This is a genomic window from Paraburkholderia sp. RHO2, assembly GCF_050955445.1.
Lineage (GTDB): Bacteria > Actinomycetota > Actinomycetes > Mycobacteriales > Mycobacteriaceae > Prescottella > Prescottella agglutinans_A.
This window is the reverse complement of record NZ_CP162617.1, coordinates 4,462,154-4,479,032: the sequence shown is the minus strand read 5'-3', so window position 1 is coordinate 4,479,032 and position 16,879 is coordinate 4,462,154. Positions and strand designations below refer to the sequence as shown.

The following is a 16,879-nucleotide window of genomic DNA, read 5'->3' as shown; positions in this document are numbered from 1 at the left end:
TCCTCCGTTCCATCCGCACGTCAGTCCCGATACGTCGCCGGCGGCGGTCCTGGTGAGGGGCCCAGTTCGGCGAGCCATCGGTCGTAGATCCTCTCCCACGTGCCGTCCCGACGGATCCGTTCGAGGGTGCCGTTCACGAACCGCACCAGATCGTCCTTGCCCTTGGTGATGCCGATTCCGTACGGTTCGGGTCCCAGGCTGGGGCCGACGATCCTCAGGTAGGGGTCCTGCGTGGTCATGCCCGCGAGCAGAGTGTCGTCGGCGCTGGTCGCGTCGACCTGGCGCTGCTGCAGCATCACGAGGCAGTCGGACCACGTGGGCACTGCGATCACCGTGGCGTCGGGAGCGAGCTCGAGGATGCGGTCGAGGGACCGCGTCCCCTTCGTCATGCACAGCTTCTTGCCGGCGAGGTCGTCGATGCCTTCGATGGGGGAGCCGGCCATGACCAGGATCCGCTGTCGCGCCTCGTAGTACTCGGTGGAGAAGTCCACGCGCTGCCGCCGCTCGCACGTGATGCTCATGGTGTGGGCGACGATGTCCACCTTCCCGTCCGCCAACGCCTGCTCGCGTTCCGCCGAGGTGAGGACCCGGTACTCCACCTTGTCGGGGCTGCCCAGCAGGTCGCGCGCGACTTCTCGGGCGATGTCGACGTCGAAGCCCTCGATGCCGCCGGTGGCCGGGTTCCGGAAGCTCATGAGATTGCTGCCGGTGTCCAGCCCGACGACGAGCCGACCACGAGACCGGATCGCGTCGAGTGACGCGCCGGTCGGCACCTCACCGGGCGGGAACGGGTGGAGACTGGCGGTGGGGTCACCGCAGTCCGGAGGTGCGGGGAGGGGTGCCGACGTCACGACCGACGCGCCCTGCGGCAGTGGCGCCACGCTGTACGTCTCGCTCGGCGGCAGCGTGTACGGCGCCGGCGGCTCCGTGCAGCCCGACACGGCTGCACCGACGGTGCCGACAGCCACCGCGGCCGTCGCGAGCAGCCGGCTTCCGATCACTGGTACTCCCGCAGCCGGGGCCACAGGCCCAGCGGGATGCCGACGGCGGCGACGATCGTGATCACCACCGCGCCGGGGCCGAGCGCGGACAGCACCCTGGACGATCGCGAGATATCGTCGCGCAGTTCGGTGCGAGCACTGTCGGAACCGTCGGACAGCGCCTGGTCGACGGCGTCGAACTGCGTCGCGCTCGAGTCGGCCTCGGAGCCCATCGTCGTCATCGCCGCCGCCATCCAGTCGCCGGTCTCGAGGGAGTCCGTCATCCGCTGATGCGACGCCGTCCACGCGTCCAGGGCCTGGGAGGCCTCGTGTGCGTCGTCCGCGCCGACGGTGCCCGAGTAGTCGTCGAGCAGGATGCGCAGCTGGTCGGTGTCGTCGAGGAAGACCTGCGCGTGCTGCTCCTTCTCGTCGCGTCGGACCAGCTGCAGGATCTCCTGGGTACGGGCCTGCTGCGCGAGAATGCGTGCCGACGCGAACGTCGACAACGGCGTCGACCCTTGCCGCACCGCACTGTGCGCCGACGTCGCCGACACGATGCCGGCCACGAGCATCCACACGAGCAGCGCGGTCATCGCGGCGGTCGTGAACAGCAGACCGGCGTTGAACGTGCGCCGGGTCCGTCTGGCCATCACCACCTGCGTCGCGACCAGCGCGATCAGCAGCGCCACGAGAAGTCCGATCGCGAACCACGGCGGCCGGGCGAACTCGGACTGCGGGGCGAGCGCGGCGGCGGAACGCTCGGTGTGCAGCGCCTGTGCGAGCGGCAACAGATTCGTCTGCATCAGCGACGACGCCTCGGCGAGGTAGGCGGACCCGACGGGGTTGCCGCTGCGGTTGTTGGCGCGTGCGGTCTCCACCAGGCCCGTGTACACCGGCAGCTGTGTCGCGATCTGGGTGATGAGCCGTCGTCCCTCGTCGTCACTGGGCAGCCCGTCGGACGTGGCGACCAGTTCGGCGGCCGCAGTCCCGATCGCCTGCGAGTAGCGGTCCCGGACCTCGTTCGGTTCGACGCCGCCGGACAGGAACGCGGTGGCGGCGGCGGCGTCGGCGACGGACAGCGACGAATACAGATTCTGGGACGACCGGGCGAGCGGTTCCGTCGTGGACAGCAGCACGTCGATCTCGTGCTTCCGGTCGCTCGCGACCGCCGACGTGATCAGGCCCGCGGCCAGCGTGCCGAGCAGCAGCGCGACACCCACCGCGAGCAGCCGCGCGGGTGTCGATCGCAGCAGGTCACGCGGGGCGATCTGCCGAGCACGGGCGACCCCGAACGGCGTTGCTGCCATCCCGCTGGTCCGCTCGGGTGCGCGCGCAGTGGTATCCCCCGACGTCTTCGTTTCCGGCACTGCCACGGCATGTCCTCGGTTCGCCGTCCGTGTGGTTCGCGGCCTCCGTACTGCCGAGCATAAGCCGCAGCGGCAGGTTGTTCCTCCGATTCGTGTTGTCGCGGGGAATACTGTGGGGACAGGTGAGCGGCTCGGCGGACAGGGCAGGTGAGAGGCACTCCATGCGCGGTGACGGAGACGGTTGGGCGACGACCCCCGACGGAGTTCGGCATTGGGGCCGGCACGGCGCGGCGGGTCTGTTGCTGCGCGCCCCGCTGGCGGACGGCTCGGCCGCGGTCCTGCTGCAGCATCGGGCCGCATGGAGCCACCAGGGTGGCACGTGGGCGCTGCCCGGTGGAGCGCGTGACAGCCACGAGACGACCGTCCACGCCGCGGTCCGCGAGGCCCAGGAGGAAACCGGAATCGACGCCGGTTCGGTGCACGTGCGCACGGAACGGGTGACGGCCACCGTCGCCGGCGGCTGGACCTACACGACCGTCGTCGCCGACGCCGACAAGCCGCTGGCGCTGGTCCCGAACGGGGAGAGCACCGAACTGCGCTGGGTACCCGAGACCGAGGTGGAGCACATGCCGCTGCATCCCGGGTTCGCGGCCGCGTGGCCCAGCCTGCGGACCACCGAGGTGCGGGTGCTGCTCGACACCGCCAACGTGCTCGGTTCGCGCCCCGACGGGTGGTGGCGCGATCGGGCGGGCGCGACGACGGAACTGCTGGACCGGCTCGCGCAGGTGCTGCCGCGGACCATCGAACTGCCGGACGGCGGATTCGGCTGGCTGCCGCGCATCGAGGCAGTGCTCGAGGGCCGGGCCCGCGACGCCCGGCACGGGGACGCGCGCGTCCCGGTGCACACCGCGTCCGGCAGCGGCGACGACGAGGTGGCCCGGCTGGCCGCGACCGACGGCGCCCTCACCGCCGTCGTGACCGCCGACCGCGGACTGCGTGCCCGGCTGCCGGAGTCGGTGCTGACGCTGTCGCCGTCGACGGTGCTGTGGTGGCTGGACTGAGGGCGGCCGGACCGAGCGTCGACCGGACCGAGCCGGAGGTCAGCCGCGTTCGAGGAGGAAGCGCCGGCCGATCACCTCGGTGGGCCGGATCTCCACGAAGTTGTACTTCTCGGTCGGTACCCACGACCGCAGGTCGAGTTCTTCGGCCGCGTTGATCTCGTCGAAGCGGACGAGCGTGCGTGCGATGCCGCGGACCAGGATGCTCCACGCGGACGTGGCGTCGGCGCGGTCCACCTGAAAGGTGACCATCGGCTTGAGCGTCAGTTCGGTGAGCTTGTCGCCCTCGGCGCTGCGGAAGTAGAGCTTGCCGTCGTTCACCGCGTAGTTGACGGGGTAGACGTCGGGCTGGTCGCCGGTGACGAGGATGAGCCGTCCGAGCCGCTCGGTCGCCAGCAGATCCAGCGCCTCCTGCTCGGTGAGCGCGGTGACGGGGGTGGTCCGGTCCGGCATGTCTCCTCCGATCGTCGGCGAGTGTTCACCTCCGACTCTGCCCCCTCTCGCATCCGAGTGCCAGGGCATCGTGATGTGAGCTGCATTGCATGCGAGAACTACTGCGCAGCAAAGCAATTTGCGCACTTATCGGTCTCGCTCGCGTGGGTCCGGGACCGATAAGTGCGCGAAACGCGATCAGGCGTCGGACTTCTTCCCGGAGTTGTTCTCCTCGCGCCGGTTGCGGAGGACGACCAGCGGCAGTAGTACGGTGGCGAGTGCGGTGACGAGCCACACCACGATGGTCGCGAGGATCCAGCTGCGCCAACCCGAAATCGACAGCCCGCCGAACGTGGAGGCGATGGCGAGGGAGACGAACGTGGACACCAGTCCGATGCCGCCCAGGAAGGCGGGCGCGTTGCGTTCGGCGAGTCGGGTGATGAACGGCGACAGTACGGTCTGGGCAACGGCGAACAGGACCACTGCGGTGATGAATCCGGCCGCGGTGACGGATACCTCGGGAATCAGCCACACCGCTGCGAGGATCCCGAGCGCGGCCGACCCCAGGAAGATCGCGCACCGTATGAGAAAGCGAATCATGTTCCGGCCCTTCCACGTAGACCGTCCCGGCGCGCGGTTGTACAACCCGCGAACCGGGTGGTCGATTTCGGGCGAGCTTACCCCTCGGAGTGGCGGGTGGCGCGTAACACCGCCGCGCGCGAGCGCGAACTCCCGGACAGGGGAGTGGTGCTCGGCGGTGCCCGTTCGGTGGGGATCGACATTGTTGCTTAGGCTTTGTATGTAGATCCGGCCGGGGACGATCGACAAGGGGGCTGGCAGGTGTTGCGCAGCGGTGAGGCACAAGAAAACGAAACGTCTTTCCGGGCAGGGCACCTCGTCGCGCTCGGATTGTGGGCGCTGACGTCGGCGATCCTCGTCCTCACGACGGTGCGCCCGTGGATGCCGGAAATCGGCCTCTTCGCCGGCGGCGCCGACCTCGACGTCTACCGCGACGGCGCGCGGCACGTCATGGAGGATCTGCCGCTCTACACCCAGCCCGTCATCCACGGCCTGCTGTACACGTACACGCCGTTCTCGACGCTGGTGTTCGTGCCGTTCGGTCTGCTACCGCTCGGCTACGACAAGTACATCTGGATGGCGGTCAACCTGGCGTTGCTGGTCGGGATCGTCGCACTGTGCTGGCGGATGCTCGGTTACCGGATCACGCCTCGCCTCGTCGGAATCTCGACCCTGCTGGCGGTGGTGTGCACGTTCCTCGAACCCGTCCGCACGACACTGTTCTACGGGCAGATCAACCTGGTCCTCATGGCGCTGGTGCTGTGGGACGTCTCCCGCGACGAGCGGAGCCGGATCAGGGGCATCGGCGTGGGGATCGCGGCCGGCATCAAGCTCACCCCCGCATACTTCGTGCTCTACTACCTGGTGCTTCGCCAGTGGCGGGCGGCCGCCGTGGCGATCGGGACGATCGTGGCCACGATCGGCGTGAGTTGGCTCGTGCTGCCGGACGATTCGCGGCAGTACTGGACCGACACCTTCTTCGAGTCCACGCGGATCGCGGAGGATCAGCACCCGTCGAACCAGTCGATCCGCGGGGTCGTCGCGCACCTGACCGGGCAGGCGACGCCGGTCGCGGTGTGGCTCGTGCTGGCCGCGCTCGTCGTGGCGGTGAGCATGTGGATCGTGGTGCGCCTGCACCGCGACGGCGAGCGCCTGCTCGCGATCACGGTGGCGGGTCTGAGCGCCGCGGCGGTGTCGCCGTTCTCGTGGAGCCACCACTGGGTGTGGTTCGTGCCGCTGCTGGTCTACATCGTGCACCGGGCGCTGACGAACCCCTGGTGGTGGCTCGGGGCGGCGGTGATCTACCTCGGGGCCGGCGCGTGGCCGTACCGGTGGGACGAGCGCGTCGTGGTGGTCGGTCTGTTCCTGTTCCCGCCGCAGTGGTCCGTCGCCGACATTCTGATGAACATCTATCTGTTGCTGTACGCGGTGGTTCTGACCGGGGCCGGGGTCGTCGCCTTCCGCGGCACGGAACCGTCTGGTCAGCACCCAGTGGCAGCGTGATCCGGGCATCCTGTCACCATTCCGGCATGAAACTTCGACACCTGATCGCCGCCGCACCCGTCGCTCTGCTCGTCCTCACCGGCTGCAGCGACAGCGACGCGGACACGGCCGCATCGCCCTCGACCGAGACCTCCGCCGCCACCGCAAACCTCGTCGACGCCGCCGTCAAGGAGATGTGCGGCCAGGTCGCGGTCTTCATCGACTCGTCCGAGCAGGCCGCCCAGGCCGCCGGGCAGCCCTTCGACCGCGCCGCGAAGGGCGAAGAGTTCCTGGGGCTGCTGAAGACGAGCTCGGGCGCGTGGGTGGGTGCCTACAACGCGCAGGCCGAGGCGGCGGGACAGCCGCTGTTGGACCCGGCGACCGCGACGTGGGAGGACATGCCCGCAGACAGCCGCGCCATGATCGAGAAGTCCGTGCAGTCGGGCGTCTCCGGCACCTGCTGATCCGAGGAGAGCGGCCGAGGTCAGCCGCGCAGGGTGTCGGACAGCGCCCGCGCGGCGGCCTCGGGGTCGTCGGCCTCGGTGATCGCACGCACGACGACGACGCGGGTGGCGCCGGCCTCGAGGATCTGCGGCAGCCGCTCCTGGTCGACGCCGCCGATCGCGAACCACGGGCGGGCGGGCGCGGCCTCGGCGGTGCTGCGCACCAGTTCGATGCCGGACGCCGTCCGCCCCGGCTTGGTGGGTGTGGCCCACACCGGACCGGTGCAGAAGTAATCGACGTCCTCCTCGATCGCCGCGAGGCTGGCCTGTGCGCGGTTGTTCGTGGAGCGGCCGATCACGACGTCGGGGCCGACGATCCGGCGGGCGTAGTGCACGGGCAGATCGTTCTGGCCCAGGTGCAGCACGTCCGCGCCCGCGGCGAGCGCGAGATCGGCCCGGTCGTTGACGGCGAGCAGCGCGCCGTGGCGGCGCGCGGCGGCACCCAGTACCGCGAGGGCAGCGAGCTCCTCCTTCACCTCGAGCGGCCCGAACTCCCGCTCGCCGGCCGAGCCCTTGTCGCGGAGCTGGACGATGTCGACGCCGCCGGCCAGTGCGGCCTCCACGAAGTGCGCCAGATCGCCCTTGTCCCGGCGGGCGTCGGTGCAGAGGTAGAGGCGCGCGTCGGCGAGGCGTTCGCGCGGTGTGGGGTGCTTGACGGTTTGGGAGGCGTGCACACTTGGAACGGTAGTCTCTACTGCGGACTAATCAACACGGGAGTCCCAGGAGCACAGCACTGTGCAAGGGGCTGAGAGGGGGCCTGCCGGCCCCGACCGTCATACCTGACCCGGATCATGCCGGCGCAGGGAGTGAGGTGGAAAAAGGTGACCCGATCGGTATCCGTCGTCGGAGGCGGTGTCATCGGCCTGTCCGTCGCGTGGCGCGCCGCACAGCGCGGTTGGACGGTTCGGTTGTACGACCCGGCGCCCGGTTCGGGCGCGTCGTGGGTCGCGGGCGGGATGCTCGCGCCGCTGTCGGAGGGCTGGCCCGGTGAGGAGAAGGCCCTCGCGCTCGGGGCGGCGTCGTTGCAGCGGTGGCCGGACTTCGGTGCCGAGCTCGAGCGCATCGCAGGCGTGACGCTGTTCACCTCGGACGACTCGCTGACCGTCGCGCTGGACGCCGCCGACGCCGCCGACCTGCACACGATCGCCGACTGGGTGGCCGAGCAGGGGCACGAGCTGCGCATCCTGAACCGCGCCCAGATCCGGGAACTCGAGCCGTCGCTCGGCCGCGGAATCCGACTGGCACTGCAGGCGCCCACCGAGCTGGCCGTCGACAACCGGCTCCTGGTGCGGGCGCTGCGGACCGCAGCGGTCGAGGCGGGCGTCGAGCTGATCGAGCAGGCGGTGACCGATCTGGACAAGCTCGCCACCGACCAGGTGGTGCTGGCGGCGGGATCGAACTCCGCGCAGCTGTGGCCGGATCTGCCGGTGCGGCCCGTCAAGGGTGAGATCCTGCGGCTGCGGGCGCGACCCGGGGTGACGCCCGCTCCGCTGCGCACCATCCGCGGCAGCGTGCACGGGCGGCCGTCGTACCTCGTCCCGCGCGCCGACGGAATCGTCGTCGGCGCAACGCAGTACGAGTCGGGACATGACACGCAGGTCACCGTCGCGGGCGTGCGGGACCTCATCGCCGACGCCGAGGCGTTGATGCCCGCGATCGGCGAGTACGAGCTGTACGAGGCGAAAGCCGGTCTGCGCCCGATGAGTCCGGACAACCTGCCGATCATCGGCCGCGTCTCGGACCGGGTGGTACTGGCGACCGGGCACGGGCGCAACGGCATCCTGATGACCCCGGTGACCGCGGACGCGACGGTCGCGATCCTGGACGGCACACCATTGGCCGAGGCGGAAAGTGCCACCGCCGAACGATTTTCACCCGCGAAGGCATGAGTGAGGTTTGGATGAGTGAGTTGATCGGGATCACCGTCAACGGTGAGGACCGCGAGTTCGACGGACCGCTGACGGTCACGCAGCTGCTCGAGCGGTTGGACCTGCCGCAGCGCGGCATCGCCGTCGCGGTCGACGGCGCGGTGTTCCCGCGCGGTCGTTGGTCCGAATCCGTGGGCCGCGGGTGGGAAATCGAGATCCTCACGGCGGTGCAGGGTGGCTGAGATGGACAAGCTGACGATCGCCGACCGGACCTTCGGCTCACGCCTGATCATGGGCACCGGAGGCGCCGCGAACCTCGCGGTGCTCGAGGAGGCTCTCGTCGCGTCGGGCACCGAACTGACCACCGTCGCGATGCGCCGGGTCGACGCCGCGGGCGGCACGGGTGTGCTGGACCTGCTGCGCAGGCTGGACATCGCCCCGCTGCCGAACACCGCCGGGTGCCGCGGTGCGGCGGAGGCGGTCCTCACCGCGCAGCTCGCGCGGGAGGCGCTCGAGACCGACTGGGTCAAGCTCGAGGTCATCGCGGACGAGCGCACACTGCTCCCCGACGCGATCGAATTGGTCAGCGCGGCAGAGCAGTTGGTGGACGATGGGTTCACCGTCCTGCCGTACACCACCGACGATCCGGTGCTCGCCAAGCGGCTCGAGGACGTCGGCTGCGCCGCGGTGATGCCGCTGGGTTCGCCGATCGGCACCGGCCTGGGCATCTCGAACCCGCACAACATCGAGATGATCGTCGACGCCGCGAACGTTCCCGTCATCCTCGACGCCGGCATCGGCACCGCGAGCGATGCGACGCTGGCGATGGAGTTGGGCTGCGACGCAGTGCTGCTCGCGACGGCCGTCACCCGCGCGAAGGACCCGGCGCTCATGGCGTCGGCGATGCGCGGCGCGGTGACCGCCGGCTTCGAGGCGCGGCACGCCGGGCGCATCCCGAAGCGGTTCTGGGCGCAGGCGTCGTCGCCGATGTGACGACGGTCCCCTGTGTCGCGCGGGCGCGCACCGCGCGTTTCGGGAGGTCCGTCCGCGCCACGCCGATAACGGAATGATCCAAAATCCCGGAGGTCCGGGCGTTGCGCCCTAGGCTGGGTGAGGCCAGGTCGGTTTCGCTGCTGCGATAGGACGTGCCATGTCGACGATGCTGAACGCAGATCTCCTCCGTCTCCTCCGCTCGGATGTCGTGGCGTGGAACGCCCGACGTGACGAGTTGCCCGATGCCCCGGACCTTCACGGTCTGGACCTGTCGGGAGCGGACCTCGCCGGGGCCAATCTCACCGGTGCGAATCTGGTCGGCGCCGACCTCTCGGGCGCGGACCTGACGGCTGCCGAGTTCGGCGGAGCCGACATGACCGGAGCCAACCTGTCCGGGGCGGTCGCCGCGGACGCCGACTTCAGCAAGGCGTACCTGACGAACGCGAAGCTGACCGGTGCGGTACTCACGTTGTCGTTCCTGACGTCGACCTACCTGGCGCACGCGAACCTGGCCGGGGCCGATCTGTCGGGTGCGTACATGACGGGTGCGCATCTCGAGGACGCCGACCTGACCGGGGCGCGGTTGGCGGGCGCGTACCTCGCACACGCCGATCTGACGGGCGCGTTGCTCTCGACGGCCGACGTGAGTGGTGCCGATCTGACCGATGTGACGATGCCGGACGGCGCCGTCCGGGCCTGACCGGGGTGATCCCCGACACTCTCTCGGGGTGTACGTCATCCCTGGGTATGACTCGGTTGTAGACCCGAGACCGATGCGCAGGTAGGGACGTTTCGGGCAGAGTGTTGCTCATGATTGAAGTGAGGGGACTGACGAAGACCTACGGGTCGACGAGAGCGGTGGACGATCTCACGTTCTCCGTGAAGCCCGGAATCGTCACGGGCTTCCTCGGCCCGAACGGTGCCGGCAAGTCGACGACCATGCGGATGATCCTCGGCCTCGACAAGCCGACGTCGGGCACCGCATTGATCGAAGGCGTGCCGTACCACCAGCTCAAGCAGCCGCTGCGCACGGTCGGCGCGCTGCTCGACGCCAAGTGGGTGCACCCGAACCGCTCGGCCAAGGCGCACCTGCAGTGGATGGCGGCGGCCAACTCGCTGCCCATGTCGCGCGTCGACGAGGTGCTGCGCCTCGTCGGCCTGACGGAGGTCGCGGGCAAGAAGGCCGGCGGTTTCTCGCTGGGCATGTCGCAGCGACTCGGCCTGGCCGGGGCGCTGCTGGGCGATCCCAAGGTGCTGCTGTTCGACGAGCCGGTCAACGGTCTCGATCCCGAGGGCATCGTATGGATCCGCAAATTCATGCAGAGCCTGGCCGCGGAGGGCCGCACGGTCCTGGTCTCGAGCCATCTGCTGTCGGAGATGTCGCTGACCGCAGAGCATCTCATCGTGATCGGTCGCGGCCGGTTGATTGCGGACACGAGCGTCAAGGACTTCGTCGACCGCGCGTCGGAGTCGTCGGTGCGGGTGCGTAGCCCCCAGCTCGACGCCCTGCGCAGCGTGCTCACCGCGCAGGGCTTCGCGGTCCGCGACGACGCGGGCACCGATCATCAGTCGGCACTGGTCGTGTCCGGCGTCAAGACCGACGACATCGGCGTGCTCGCCGGTGCCAACGGAATCGTGCTGCACGAGTTGTCGTCTCAGCGGGGCTCGCTCGAGGACGCGTTCATGAAGCTCACCGGTGACGACGTGCAGTACCACGCTCAGATCGCCGGCGCAGCCGGGCAGAACATGGGAGGTGCGCTCCGATGAGCGTGTTGAATGCAGAGCGCATCAAGCTCACGTCCACCAAGTCGCCGATGTGGTGCAGCCTGATCGCCGTCGGAGCCAGTGTCGGGCTCGCGGCTGTGATGGGTCTGTCCTACAAGTCGATGGTGTCGTCCGGCGACAACGTGATGGGCGAGTTCACGGCGGCGTACACCCAGCTCGGTGCCGTCCAGTTCGGGTCGATGCTCGTGATGATCATGTCGGCGCTCGCCGTGACCACCGAGTACCGCTTCGGCGTTATCCGCACGACGTTCCAGGCGATCCCCAACCGCAGCCAGGTGATCGCCGGTAAGGCGCTGCTCCTGGCGATCATCGGCGGCGTCCTCGGGCTGGTCATCGCGCTGGCGTCGTACTTCGTGGCGCAGGCGACGGCCGGTGTGACGCTGGACCTCGGCGCGGACAGCAACGCGCGTGAACTCTTCGGTATCCCGATCTACTACGCGCTCCTGGCGGTCCTCGCGGTCGGTGTCGGCACGCTGATCCGCCAGTCGGCGGGTGCGATCTCGCTGCTGCTGATGTGGCCGCTGGTCATCGAGGGCTTCGCGACGATGATCCCCAAGGTGGGCAAGTACATCGGCGAGTTCGGCCCCTTCAACAATGTGAGCCACTTCCTCGGGTCGGGCGCAGGCTTCGACTTCCACTGGGGTCCGTGGGGGTCGCTGCTCTACTTCGCGGCGTTCGTCGCGATCGTGTTCGGCGCCGCTCTGTTCGCGGTGAACAAGCGCGACGCCTGAGCGTCGTCCGCCTGTGAGGGTCCCGCACCGTATCGACGGTGCGGGACCCTCGGCGTTCTCGGTGTCCCGGTCACGGGGGCCGTGATCGGTTACGCTTCGGCACATGCGCATGACGGTGGGTTTCGTCACCGCGATCGCCGGGGCGCTGCTGCTGTCGGGGTGCAGTGATCCCGACGACGTCGGCCCGCCGGTGGACGGCCCGGGCCTGGCCGCGGCCATCGACACCGACGCCGTGATCGGCGACCTCGAGCAACTCGAGCGCATCGCGCACGACAACGGTGGCAACCGCGCGGCCGGCACCTCCGGCTACGACGCGAGCGTCGACTACGTGGTCGACCAGCTCGAGCAGGCCGGATTCGACGTCGACACACCGGAATTCGCGGTCGATCTCTTTCATGCGACGACGCAGACGCTGCGGGTGTCGGGGCACGAGGTGCCGGTGAAGGCGCTGACGTATTCGCCGTCCACGCCGGCGGGTGGGCTGACCGCTCCGCTGGTGCCGGTGCCGTCGGACGACACCCCGGGCTGCGACGACACCGACTACGACGGACTCGACGTGACCGGCGCGGTGGTGCTGGTCGATCGCGGCGTCTGCCCGTTCGCGCAGAAGCAGCGGGTGGCGGCCGATCACGGCGCCGCGGCGATCCTCGTCGCGAACAATGTGGACGAGGACCTGACCGGTGGCACGTTGGGCAGCAAGGACGACGCCCGGATCCCCACCGGGGGCGTCGGCAAGGCGGACGGGGCGGCGTTGCGGCAGGGGGGCGACGCGACGCTCACGTTCGACACGACCGTCGAATCGACGAAGTCCCGCAACGTGATTGCGCAGACACGGACGGGAGCATCGGACAACGTAGTCATGGTCGGCGCCCACCTCGACTCGGTGCCGGAGGGGCCGGGTGTCAACGACGACGGCTCGGGGGTGGCGACGCTGCTCGAGGCGGCCCGGCAACTCGGCGCGGCACCGAACGTGACCAACGCGGTGCGGTTCGCGTTCTGGGGCGCCGAGGAGGTGGGACTCGACGGTTCCGGGGCGTACGTGGACGGACTCGACGACGACGCCCGCGCCGACATCGCGATGTATCTGAACTTCGACATGGTCGGCTCGCACAACTCCGGCTACTTCGTCTACGACGGGGACGATTCGGACCGGGTGGGGGAGGGTCCAGGGCCGGAGGGGTCGGCGGGAATCGAGCGCACGTTCGACGCGATCCTGCTGCAACTGGGCGTCTCCCCGGACGGCACCGACTTCGACGGGCGTTCGGACTACGGGCCGTTCATCGCCCGCGGTATTCCGGCGGGCGGGCTGTTCACCGGCGCGGAGGAGATCAAAACCCCAGTTCAGGCCGGCAAGTGGGGCGGGGAAGCCGGCGCCGGGTTCGATCCGAATTACCACACCGCGCAGGACACCCTGGCGAACGTGGACCGCGCGGCGCTGGCGCTGAACGCCGAGGCGGTGGGGTACGGAATCGGGCATTACGCGCAGTCGATCGAGGGTCCCAACGGGGTGCCGGCGGCGGGTGACGCCCGCTCCGGGGCGCGCGCCGAAACCGGGAAGTAGGCGCGCACCGGCACTTCTGCGAGATACCGCACCCGCGATTACTCTTGCCGGGGTGAGTGACGACCCGCAGGGCGACGGCGCCACCCCGGAACTGCCTCAGGCGTGTTCCAGTGCCGAGAGTGCGCCTACCAAGGTCACGGGATCGGTCGCGAAGTGGATGCGCGACGCGGACCGCCAGCCGTACCTCGTCGACGCCGTTCGGCGCATCCGACGGGCACTGCCGGGGGATCCAGCGTTCGGTGATCCGCTGTCGACGACCGGCCCGGGCGGGGCGCGGGCGGCCGCACGCATGATCGACACCGGTTCGGGCGCCTCCCGCGAGGTGAGCATGGCAGCACTGCAGGTGCTGCAGGCGGTGCTCGAGAAGACGTGGGGGAGCCCCGCGAACGGCGAGGTCACGATCGTGTTCACCGATCTGGTGGGCTTCTCGAGCTGGTCGCTGCAGGTGGGCGACGGTCCGACCCTCGGCCTGCTGCGAGAGGTCGCGGCCACGATCGAGCCGCCGATGATCGAACGCGGCGGACAGGTGGTCAAGCGGCTGGGCGACGGGCTGATGGTGGTGTTCGACCACCCCGACAACGCGGCGGAGGCGGTGTTCGCGGCGCGCGCGGCGCTCGCCACCGTCGAGCACGACGGCTACCGCCCGCGCATGCGCGTCGGCCTGCACACCGGGGCGCCGCAGCCCATCGGGGCGGACTGGTTCGGCGTGGACGTCAACGTCGCCGCCCGGATGATGGAACTCGGCGGCAACGGTCACGTCGTGATGTCCGGCAACACACACGACGCGATCGGCGGGGAGCGGCTCGCGGAGCTGGGATTGGCGGCGAAGCGGTACCGGCGCGGGCTGCTGGCGGCGCCGCAGCGCGGTGTGCCCGAGGACCTGCGGATCTACCTGCTGCGGCCGGCACCCGCCCCGCGCTGACGGTCCGCGCGGACGAACGGACCAGTTCGGGCAACGGTTGCCGCGGCCGACGCGCGGCGCGCACACTGAGGACGTGGCCGAGTCCGAGCATCCACAACGCACGCCGTTCTACGGGGTGTTGATGATCATCGCGGCGCTGGCGGCGGCGATCGCGGTGAGCTACTACGGGCCCACGTGGTTTCGCGTCGCCGTCTACATCATCGCGGTCCCGGTGGTGGCCGTCGGCTTCGTTATGACGCTGCGCGACTATTCGCGCTGACCACGCCGGTTACGCGTTCTTCGGATCCAGTCGCCACAGCGGCGACACCGGGCCGTGACCGGCACCGAGGTCGTACGACGCCTCCAGGCAGCGGGTGACCCATTGCTTGCCGAACGCGACCGCGTCGGGCATCGCGTAGCCGTTGGCGAGCGCGCACGCGACGGCCGCGGCCAGGGTGTCGCCGCCGCCGTGATCGTTGCCGGTGTCGATACGCGGGCTGGTGAACTCGTGGAACGTGTCGCCGTCGAAGAGCAGGTCGGTGCTGGACGTGGACGAGCGCAGGTGCCCGCCCTTGACCAGCGACCACTGCGCGCCCAACGCGTGCAGGGCCTCGGCGGCGCGGCGGGCGCTGGCGTCGTCGACCACCTCGATGCCGGTGATCAGGCGCACCTCGTCGAGGTTCGGCGTCACCAGCGAGGCGATGGGGATGAGCGTGTTCCGGACGGCGTCGAGCGCCTCGGCGTGCAGCAGCGGATCGCCGTGCATCGACGCGCACACCGGATCCACCACGAGCGGCACCGCCTGGTCACGGCCGATCCCGACCTCGGTGCACACCTGCGCTACGGCCTCGATGATCGCGGTGGACGCGAGCATGCCGGTCTTGGCGGCCGACACACCGATGTCCTCGACCACACAGCGCACCTGCGCGGCCACCGTCTCCGGCGGGATCTCGTGGAATCCGCTGACGCCCACCGAGTTCTGCACCGTCACCGCGGCGACCGCGACGCACGCGTGCACACCGCACATCGCCATGGTGCGAGAATCGGCCTGGATGCCTGCGCCGCCACCGGAATCGGTGCCGGCGATGGTGAGCGCGCGGATCGGGGTCTGGCCGGTCGGCGTCAAGGGCAGGTAGTCCACGGCCTCGAGCCTACCCAGCCGTGGAAACTCGACTGTCGCCGCGCTCGGGTCGTGGTGTGCTCGCCTCATGAGCGACAGCGCCGCACCCGAGTACCACCTGCGCCCGGAACGACCCGACGACGCCGACGCGGTCCGGGCCGTCGTCCTCGCGGCGTTCCCGGAGCCGGACGAGGCCGACCTGGTGGCAACCTGCGCTCCGATCCGGCATGGATCGACGGACGACTGTCCTGGGTGGCCGTTCTGGGCGACGGCTCCGTGGTCGCGCACGCGCTGTGCACGCGCTGTCATGTCGACGGCGCGGCCTCGCTGGCGCTGGCGCCCGTGTCGGTGCTCCCCGCGTACCAGAACAGCGGACTGGGCGACGCCGATCTGCCGACGGGCACGGTGCGGTACGCGGAACCGTTCCGAGTATGAAGTCTCGACCCGAAATCGTCGCGGCCCCGGGTGATTCGGCTGCCGGGTGACCGGTCCACTTGTCGTTCGATTCTCGATCACTGCGGTGTGAAACGTGTGCTGCGGTAAGAGGCTTCGGGACATGGTTTCGAATCCAGCGGCATCGGAACGGTTTTGGGGGAGCTGAAGATTGGTGTATCGGTGTCCGGGAGGGTGTCGCCGGCGCGAACCGGTTGGTCGTCCCGTTTCGTCGTGCGGAAATCGAATGCAGAGCATTCGGTCAAATGCCTGACAGGCGACACTGGGCGCCTGTACTAATAGTGGCGTGGATCACATTGATGTAATGAGAGCGTCCCGAGGAGGTGTCGTGTTCGCCGATTCGCCCAGTGCAGACGTGACCGACAACACCGACCAGAACCGCTTCGAGCTGTGGCTCAACGGGGACCTGGTGGGAATCGTCGGCTACTACGACACCTCGCCGGCCACGAAGCGTGGCGCGCGGAAACCCGTCCCGGTCGTCTCCTTCATGCACACCGTCGTCGTCGAAGACTTCGGGCACCGCGGGCTCGCCGCGGTGATGGTGCGTCGTGCGCTCGATCAGGCGCGCGAGTACGGCTGGAAGGTCCGTCCCGTGTGCACCTACGTCCAGCGCTTCGTCGAGGCACACCCGGAGTATCTGGACCTCATGGCGCCGATCGAGCCGGCCGACGCGATATCGCTCAACTGATCGACGCGCGGCCACGCCGTGGTCAAGGATCGGCATCGAACCGCATCACCGGCCACGAATCCGGCCCCCGCCGGCGGTTCGCCCGGTTTCATGGGAAACGTGAACTCCGCATCCCCGGGAGCCTCCGGTTCGGTCGACGCCTCGGTCCGCGTCGTCGACAGCCCGCCCCACGAACGCTACGAACTGTGGGTTCGCGGCGAGCTCGTCGGCATCCTCGGCTATCGGCGCGACACCACCGGCGCGTTGGGTGACGTGCTGACACTGCTGCACACCGTGGTGCGGGAGGACCGTGGTGGCCGAGGGTGGGCCGCCGTGCTGGTCCGCGACGTCCTCGACCGGGCCCACCGCGAGGGCACCCGGATCCGTCCGGTCTGCACCTACGTCCAGCGCTACCTCGGCACCCACACCGAGTACCTGGACCTTCTCGGCGACTAGATC

At 69.6% G+C, this 16,879-nt stretch carries 21 protein-coding genes and 1 riboswitch; of the genes, 15 read left to right on the top strand and 6 right to left on the bottom strand.

Translation table 11 applies throughout. From position 1 onward, the window contains the following. Nucleotides 1–20: 20 nt before the first annotated feature. A complete protein-coding gene (locus ABTV10_RS20935; protein ID WP_499029994.1) occupies nt 21–1,001 on the bottom strand; it encodes a glutamate ABC transporter substrate-binding protein in 981 nt (326 codons plus the stop codon). Continuing rightward, entirely contained in the window at nt 998–2,353 is a 1,356-nt protein-coding gene (locus tag ABTV10_RS20930; RefSeq protein WP_499029991.1) for a GlnX family signal transduction membrane protein, read from the bottom strand. The genes ABTV10_RS20935 and ABTV10_RS20930 overlap by 4 nt, the downstream gene beginning before the upstream one ends. A gap of 155 nt (nt 2,354–2,508) precedes the next feature. On the opposite strand from ABTV10_RS20930, the gene ABTV10_RS20925 reads away from it, so the two are divergent. Further along, entirely contained in the window at nt 2,509–3,348 is an 840-nt protein-coding gene (locus tag ABTV10_RS20925) for an NUDIX hydrolase (RefSeq protein WP_499029988.1), read from the top strand. Nucleotides 3,349–3,387: 39 nt separating this feature from the next. Here the strand turns inward: ABTV10_RS20925 and ABTV10_RS20920 are convergent, their stop codons facing one another. Both ABTV10_RS20920 and ABTV10_RS20915 read right to left on the bottom strand, forming a co-directional pair. Then, nucleotides 3,388–3,798 (bottom strand): pyridoxamine 5'-phosphate oxidase family protein, encoded by a 411-nt coding sequence (locus tag ABTV10_RS20920; protein WP_499029985.1) that lies wholly within the window; start codon nt 3,796–3,798, stop codon nt 3,388–3,390. A 177-nt stretch (nt 3,799–3,975) separates the two neighbouring features. Further along, nucleotides 3,976–4,377 (bottom strand): hypothetical protein, encoded by a 402-nt coding sequence (locus ABTV10_RS20915; RefSeq protein WP_499029982.1) that lies wholly within the window; start codon nt 4,375–4,377, stop codon nt 3,976–3,978. A gap of 240 nt (nt 4,378–4,617) precedes the next feature. On the opposite strand from ABTV10_RS20915, the gene ABTV10_RS20910 reads away from it, so the two are divergent. Beyond that, a complete protein-coding gene (locus tag ABTV10_RS20910; RefSeq protein ID WP_499029979.1) occupies nt 4,618–5,859 on the top strand; it encodes a glycosyltransferase 87 family protein in 1,242 nt (413 codons plus the stop codon). A gap of 26 nt (nt 5,860–5,885) precedes the next feature. Continuing rightward, complete coding sequence (locus tag ABTV10_RS20905) at nt 5,886–6,302, top strand: hypothetical protein (RefSeq protein WP_499029976.1); 417 nt, start codon at nt 5,886–5,888, stop codon at nt 6,300–6,302. A gap of 20 nt (nt 6,303–6,322) precedes the next feature. Here ABTV10_RS20905 and thiE read toward each other — a convergent pair whose 3' ends face one another. Continuing rightward, nucleotides 6,323–7,015 (bottom strand): thiamine phosphate synthase, encoded by a 693-nt coding sequence (gene thiE / locus ABTV10_RS20900; protein ID WP_499029973.1) that lies wholly within the window; start codon nt 7,013–7,015, stop codon nt 6,323–6,325. A gap of 26 nt (nt 7,016–7,041) precedes the next feature. After that, a riboswitch (TPP riboswitch) is annotated at nt 7,042–7,164 on the top strand. Between thiE and thiO the strand changes: the two genes are divergently transcribed. The 9 genes from thiO to ABTV10_RS20855 all read left to right on the top strand — a co-directional run bounded on the left by thiO (nt 7,163) and on the right by ABTV10_RS20855 (nt 14,460). Beyond that, nucleotides 7,163–8,230: a glycine oxidase ThiO gene (gene thiO / locus ABTV10_RS20895; RefSeq protein WP_499029970.1), complete on the top strand. Its 1,068-nt coding sequence runs from the start codon at nt 7,163–7,165 to the stop codon at nt 8,228–8,230. Its footprint overlaps the riboswitch before it by 2 nt. An 11-nt stretch (nt 8,231–8,241) precedes the next feature. Continuing rightward, nucleotides 8,242–8,451 carry a sulfur carrier protein ThiS gene (gene thiS, locus ABTV10_RS20890; RefSeq protein WP_499029967.1) on the top strand — a complete coding sequence of 70 codons (210 nt, stop codon included), beginning with the start codon at nt 8,242–8,244 and terminating at the stop codon, nt 8,449–8,451. A 1-nt stretch (nt 8,452) separates the two neighbouring features. Then, nucleotides 8,453–9,202, top strand: a complete 750-nt coding sequence (locus tag ABTV10_RS20885) for a thiazole synthase (RefSeq protein ID WP_499029964.1) — start codon at nt 8,453–8,455, stop codon at nt 9,200–9,202. A 157-nt stretch (nt 9,203–9,359) separates the two neighbouring features. Beyond that, nucleotides 9,360–9,902 (top strand): pentapeptide repeat-containing protein, encoded by a 543-nt coding sequence (locus ABTV10_RS20880; protein WP_433607138.1) that lies wholly within the window; start codon nt 9,360–9,362, stop codon nt 9,900–9,902. 110 nt (nt 9,903–10,012) lie between these two features. Beyond that, nucleotides 10,013–10,969, top strand: coding sequence for an ABC transporter ATP-binding protein (locus tag ABTV10_RS20875; RefSeq protein WP_433607136.1), 957 nt, complete (start codon nt 10,013–10,015; stop codon nt 10,967–10,969). Continuing rightward, on the top strand, nt 10,966–11,718 hold the full coding sequence (locus ABTV10_RS20870) for an ABC-2 transporter permease (RefSeq protein WP_433607134.1): 753 nt from the start codon (nt 10,966–10,968) through the stop codon (nt 11,716–11,718). The genes ABTV10_RS20875 and ABTV10_RS20870 overlap by 4 nt, the downstream gene beginning before the upstream one ends. A 103-nt stretch (nt 11,719–11,821) precedes the next feature. Further along, complete coding sequence (locus ABTV10_RS20865; RefSeq protein WP_499029959.1) at nt 11,822–13,279, top strand: M20/M25/M40 family metallo-hydrolase; 1,458 nt, start codon at nt 11,822–11,824, stop codon at nt 13,277–13,279. A 52-nt stretch (nt 13,280–13,331) separates the two neighbouring features. Beyond that, nucleotides 13,332–14,201: an adenylate/guanylate cyclase domain-containing protein gene (locus ABTV10_RS20860; RefSeq protein WP_499029956.1), complete on the top strand. Its 870-nt coding sequence runs from the start codon at nt 13,332–13,334 to the stop codon at nt 14,199–14,201. 73 nt (nt 14,202–14,274) lie between these two features. After that, a complete protein-coding gene (locus ABTV10_RS20855; RefSeq protein WP_433607128.1) occupies nt 14,275–14,460 on the top strand; it encodes a hypothetical protein in 186 nt (61 codons plus the stop codon). A 9-nt stretch (nt 14,461–14,469) separates the two neighbouring features. Here the strand turns inward: ABTV10_RS20855 and thiD are convergent, their stop codons facing one another. Continuing rightward, nucleotides 14,470–15,321, bottom strand: a complete 852-nt coding sequence (gene thiD / locus ABTV10_RS20850) for a bifunctional hydroxymethylpyrimidine kinase/phosphomethylpyrimidine kinase (RefSeq protein WP_499029953.1) — start codon at nt 15,319–15,321, stop codon at nt 14,470–14,472. Between the two features lie 231 nt (nt 15,322–15,552). Here thiD and ABTV10_RS20845 point away from each other — a divergent pair, with 231 nt between their 5' ends. The 3 genes from ABTV10_RS20845 (at nt 15,553) to ABTV10_RS20835 (ending at nt 16,876) form a co-directional block, all read left to right on the top strand. Continuing rightward, nucleotides 15,553–15,735, top strand: coding sequence for a hypothetical protein (locus tag ABTV10_RS20845; RefSeq protein WP_499029950.1), 183 nt, complete (start codon nt 15,553–15,555; stop codon nt 15,733–15,735). A 346-nt stretch (nt 15,736–16,081) separates the two neighbouring features. Then, nucleotides 16,082–16,441: a GNAT family N-acetyltransferase gene (locus tag ABTV10_RS20840; RefSeq protein ID WP_499029947.1), complete on the top strand. Its 360-nt coding sequence runs from the start codon at nt 16,082–16,084 to the stop codon at nt 16,439–16,441. 99 nt (nt 16,442–16,540) lie between these two features. Continuing rightward, a complete protein-coding gene (locus tag ABTV10_RS20835) occupies nt 16,541–16,876 on the top strand; it encodes a GNAT family N-acetyltransferase (RefSeq protein ID WP_499029944.1) in 336 nt (111 codons plus the stop codon). The last annotated feature ends 3 nt before the right edge of the window (nt 16,877–16,879 follow it).

Bases quoted from the DNA above. Each gene is read 5' to 3' on its own strand.
- ABTV10_RS20915 (WP_499029982.1), bottom strand. From the start codon at position 4,377: ATGATTCGCTTTCTCATACGGTGCGCGATCTTCCTGGGGTCGGCCGCG.
- thiS (WP_499029967.1), top strand. From the start codon at position 8,242: ATGAGTGAGTTGATCGGGATCACCGTCAACGGTGAGGACCGCGAGTTC.
- ABTV10_RS20870 (WP_433607134.1), top strand. From the start codon at position 10,966: ATGAGCGTGTTGAATGCAGAGCGCATCAAGCTCACGTCCACCAAGTCG.
- ABTV10_RS20905 (WP_499029976.1), top strand. From the start codon at position 5,886: ATGAAACTTCGACACCTGATCGCCGCCGCACCCGTCGCTCTGCTCGTC.
- ABTV10_RS20925 (WP_499029988.1), top strand. From the start codon at position 2,509: ATGCGCGGTGACGGAGACGGTTGGGCGACGACCCCCGACGGAGTTCGG.
- ABTV10_RS20885 (WP_499029964.1), top strand. From the start codon at position 8,453: ATGGACAAGCTGACGATCGCCGACCGGACCTTCGGCTCACGCCTGATC.
- ABTV10_RS20865 (WP_499029959.1), top strand. From the start codon at position 11,822: ATGCGCATGACGGTGGGTTTCGTCACCGCGATCGCCGGGGCGCTGCTG.
- ABTV10_RS20920 (WP_499029985.1), bottom strand. From the start codon at position 3,798: ATGCCGGACCGGACCACCCCCGTCACCGCGCTCACCGAGCAGGAGGCG.
- ABTV10_RS20880 (WP_433607138.1), top strand. From the start codon at position 9,360: ATGTCGACGATGCTGAACGCAGATCTCCTCCGTCTCCTCCGCTCGGAT.
- ABTV10_RS20875 (WP_433607136.1), top strand. From the start codon at position 10,013: ATGATTGAAGTGAGGGGACTGACGAAGACCTACGGGTCGACGAGAGCG.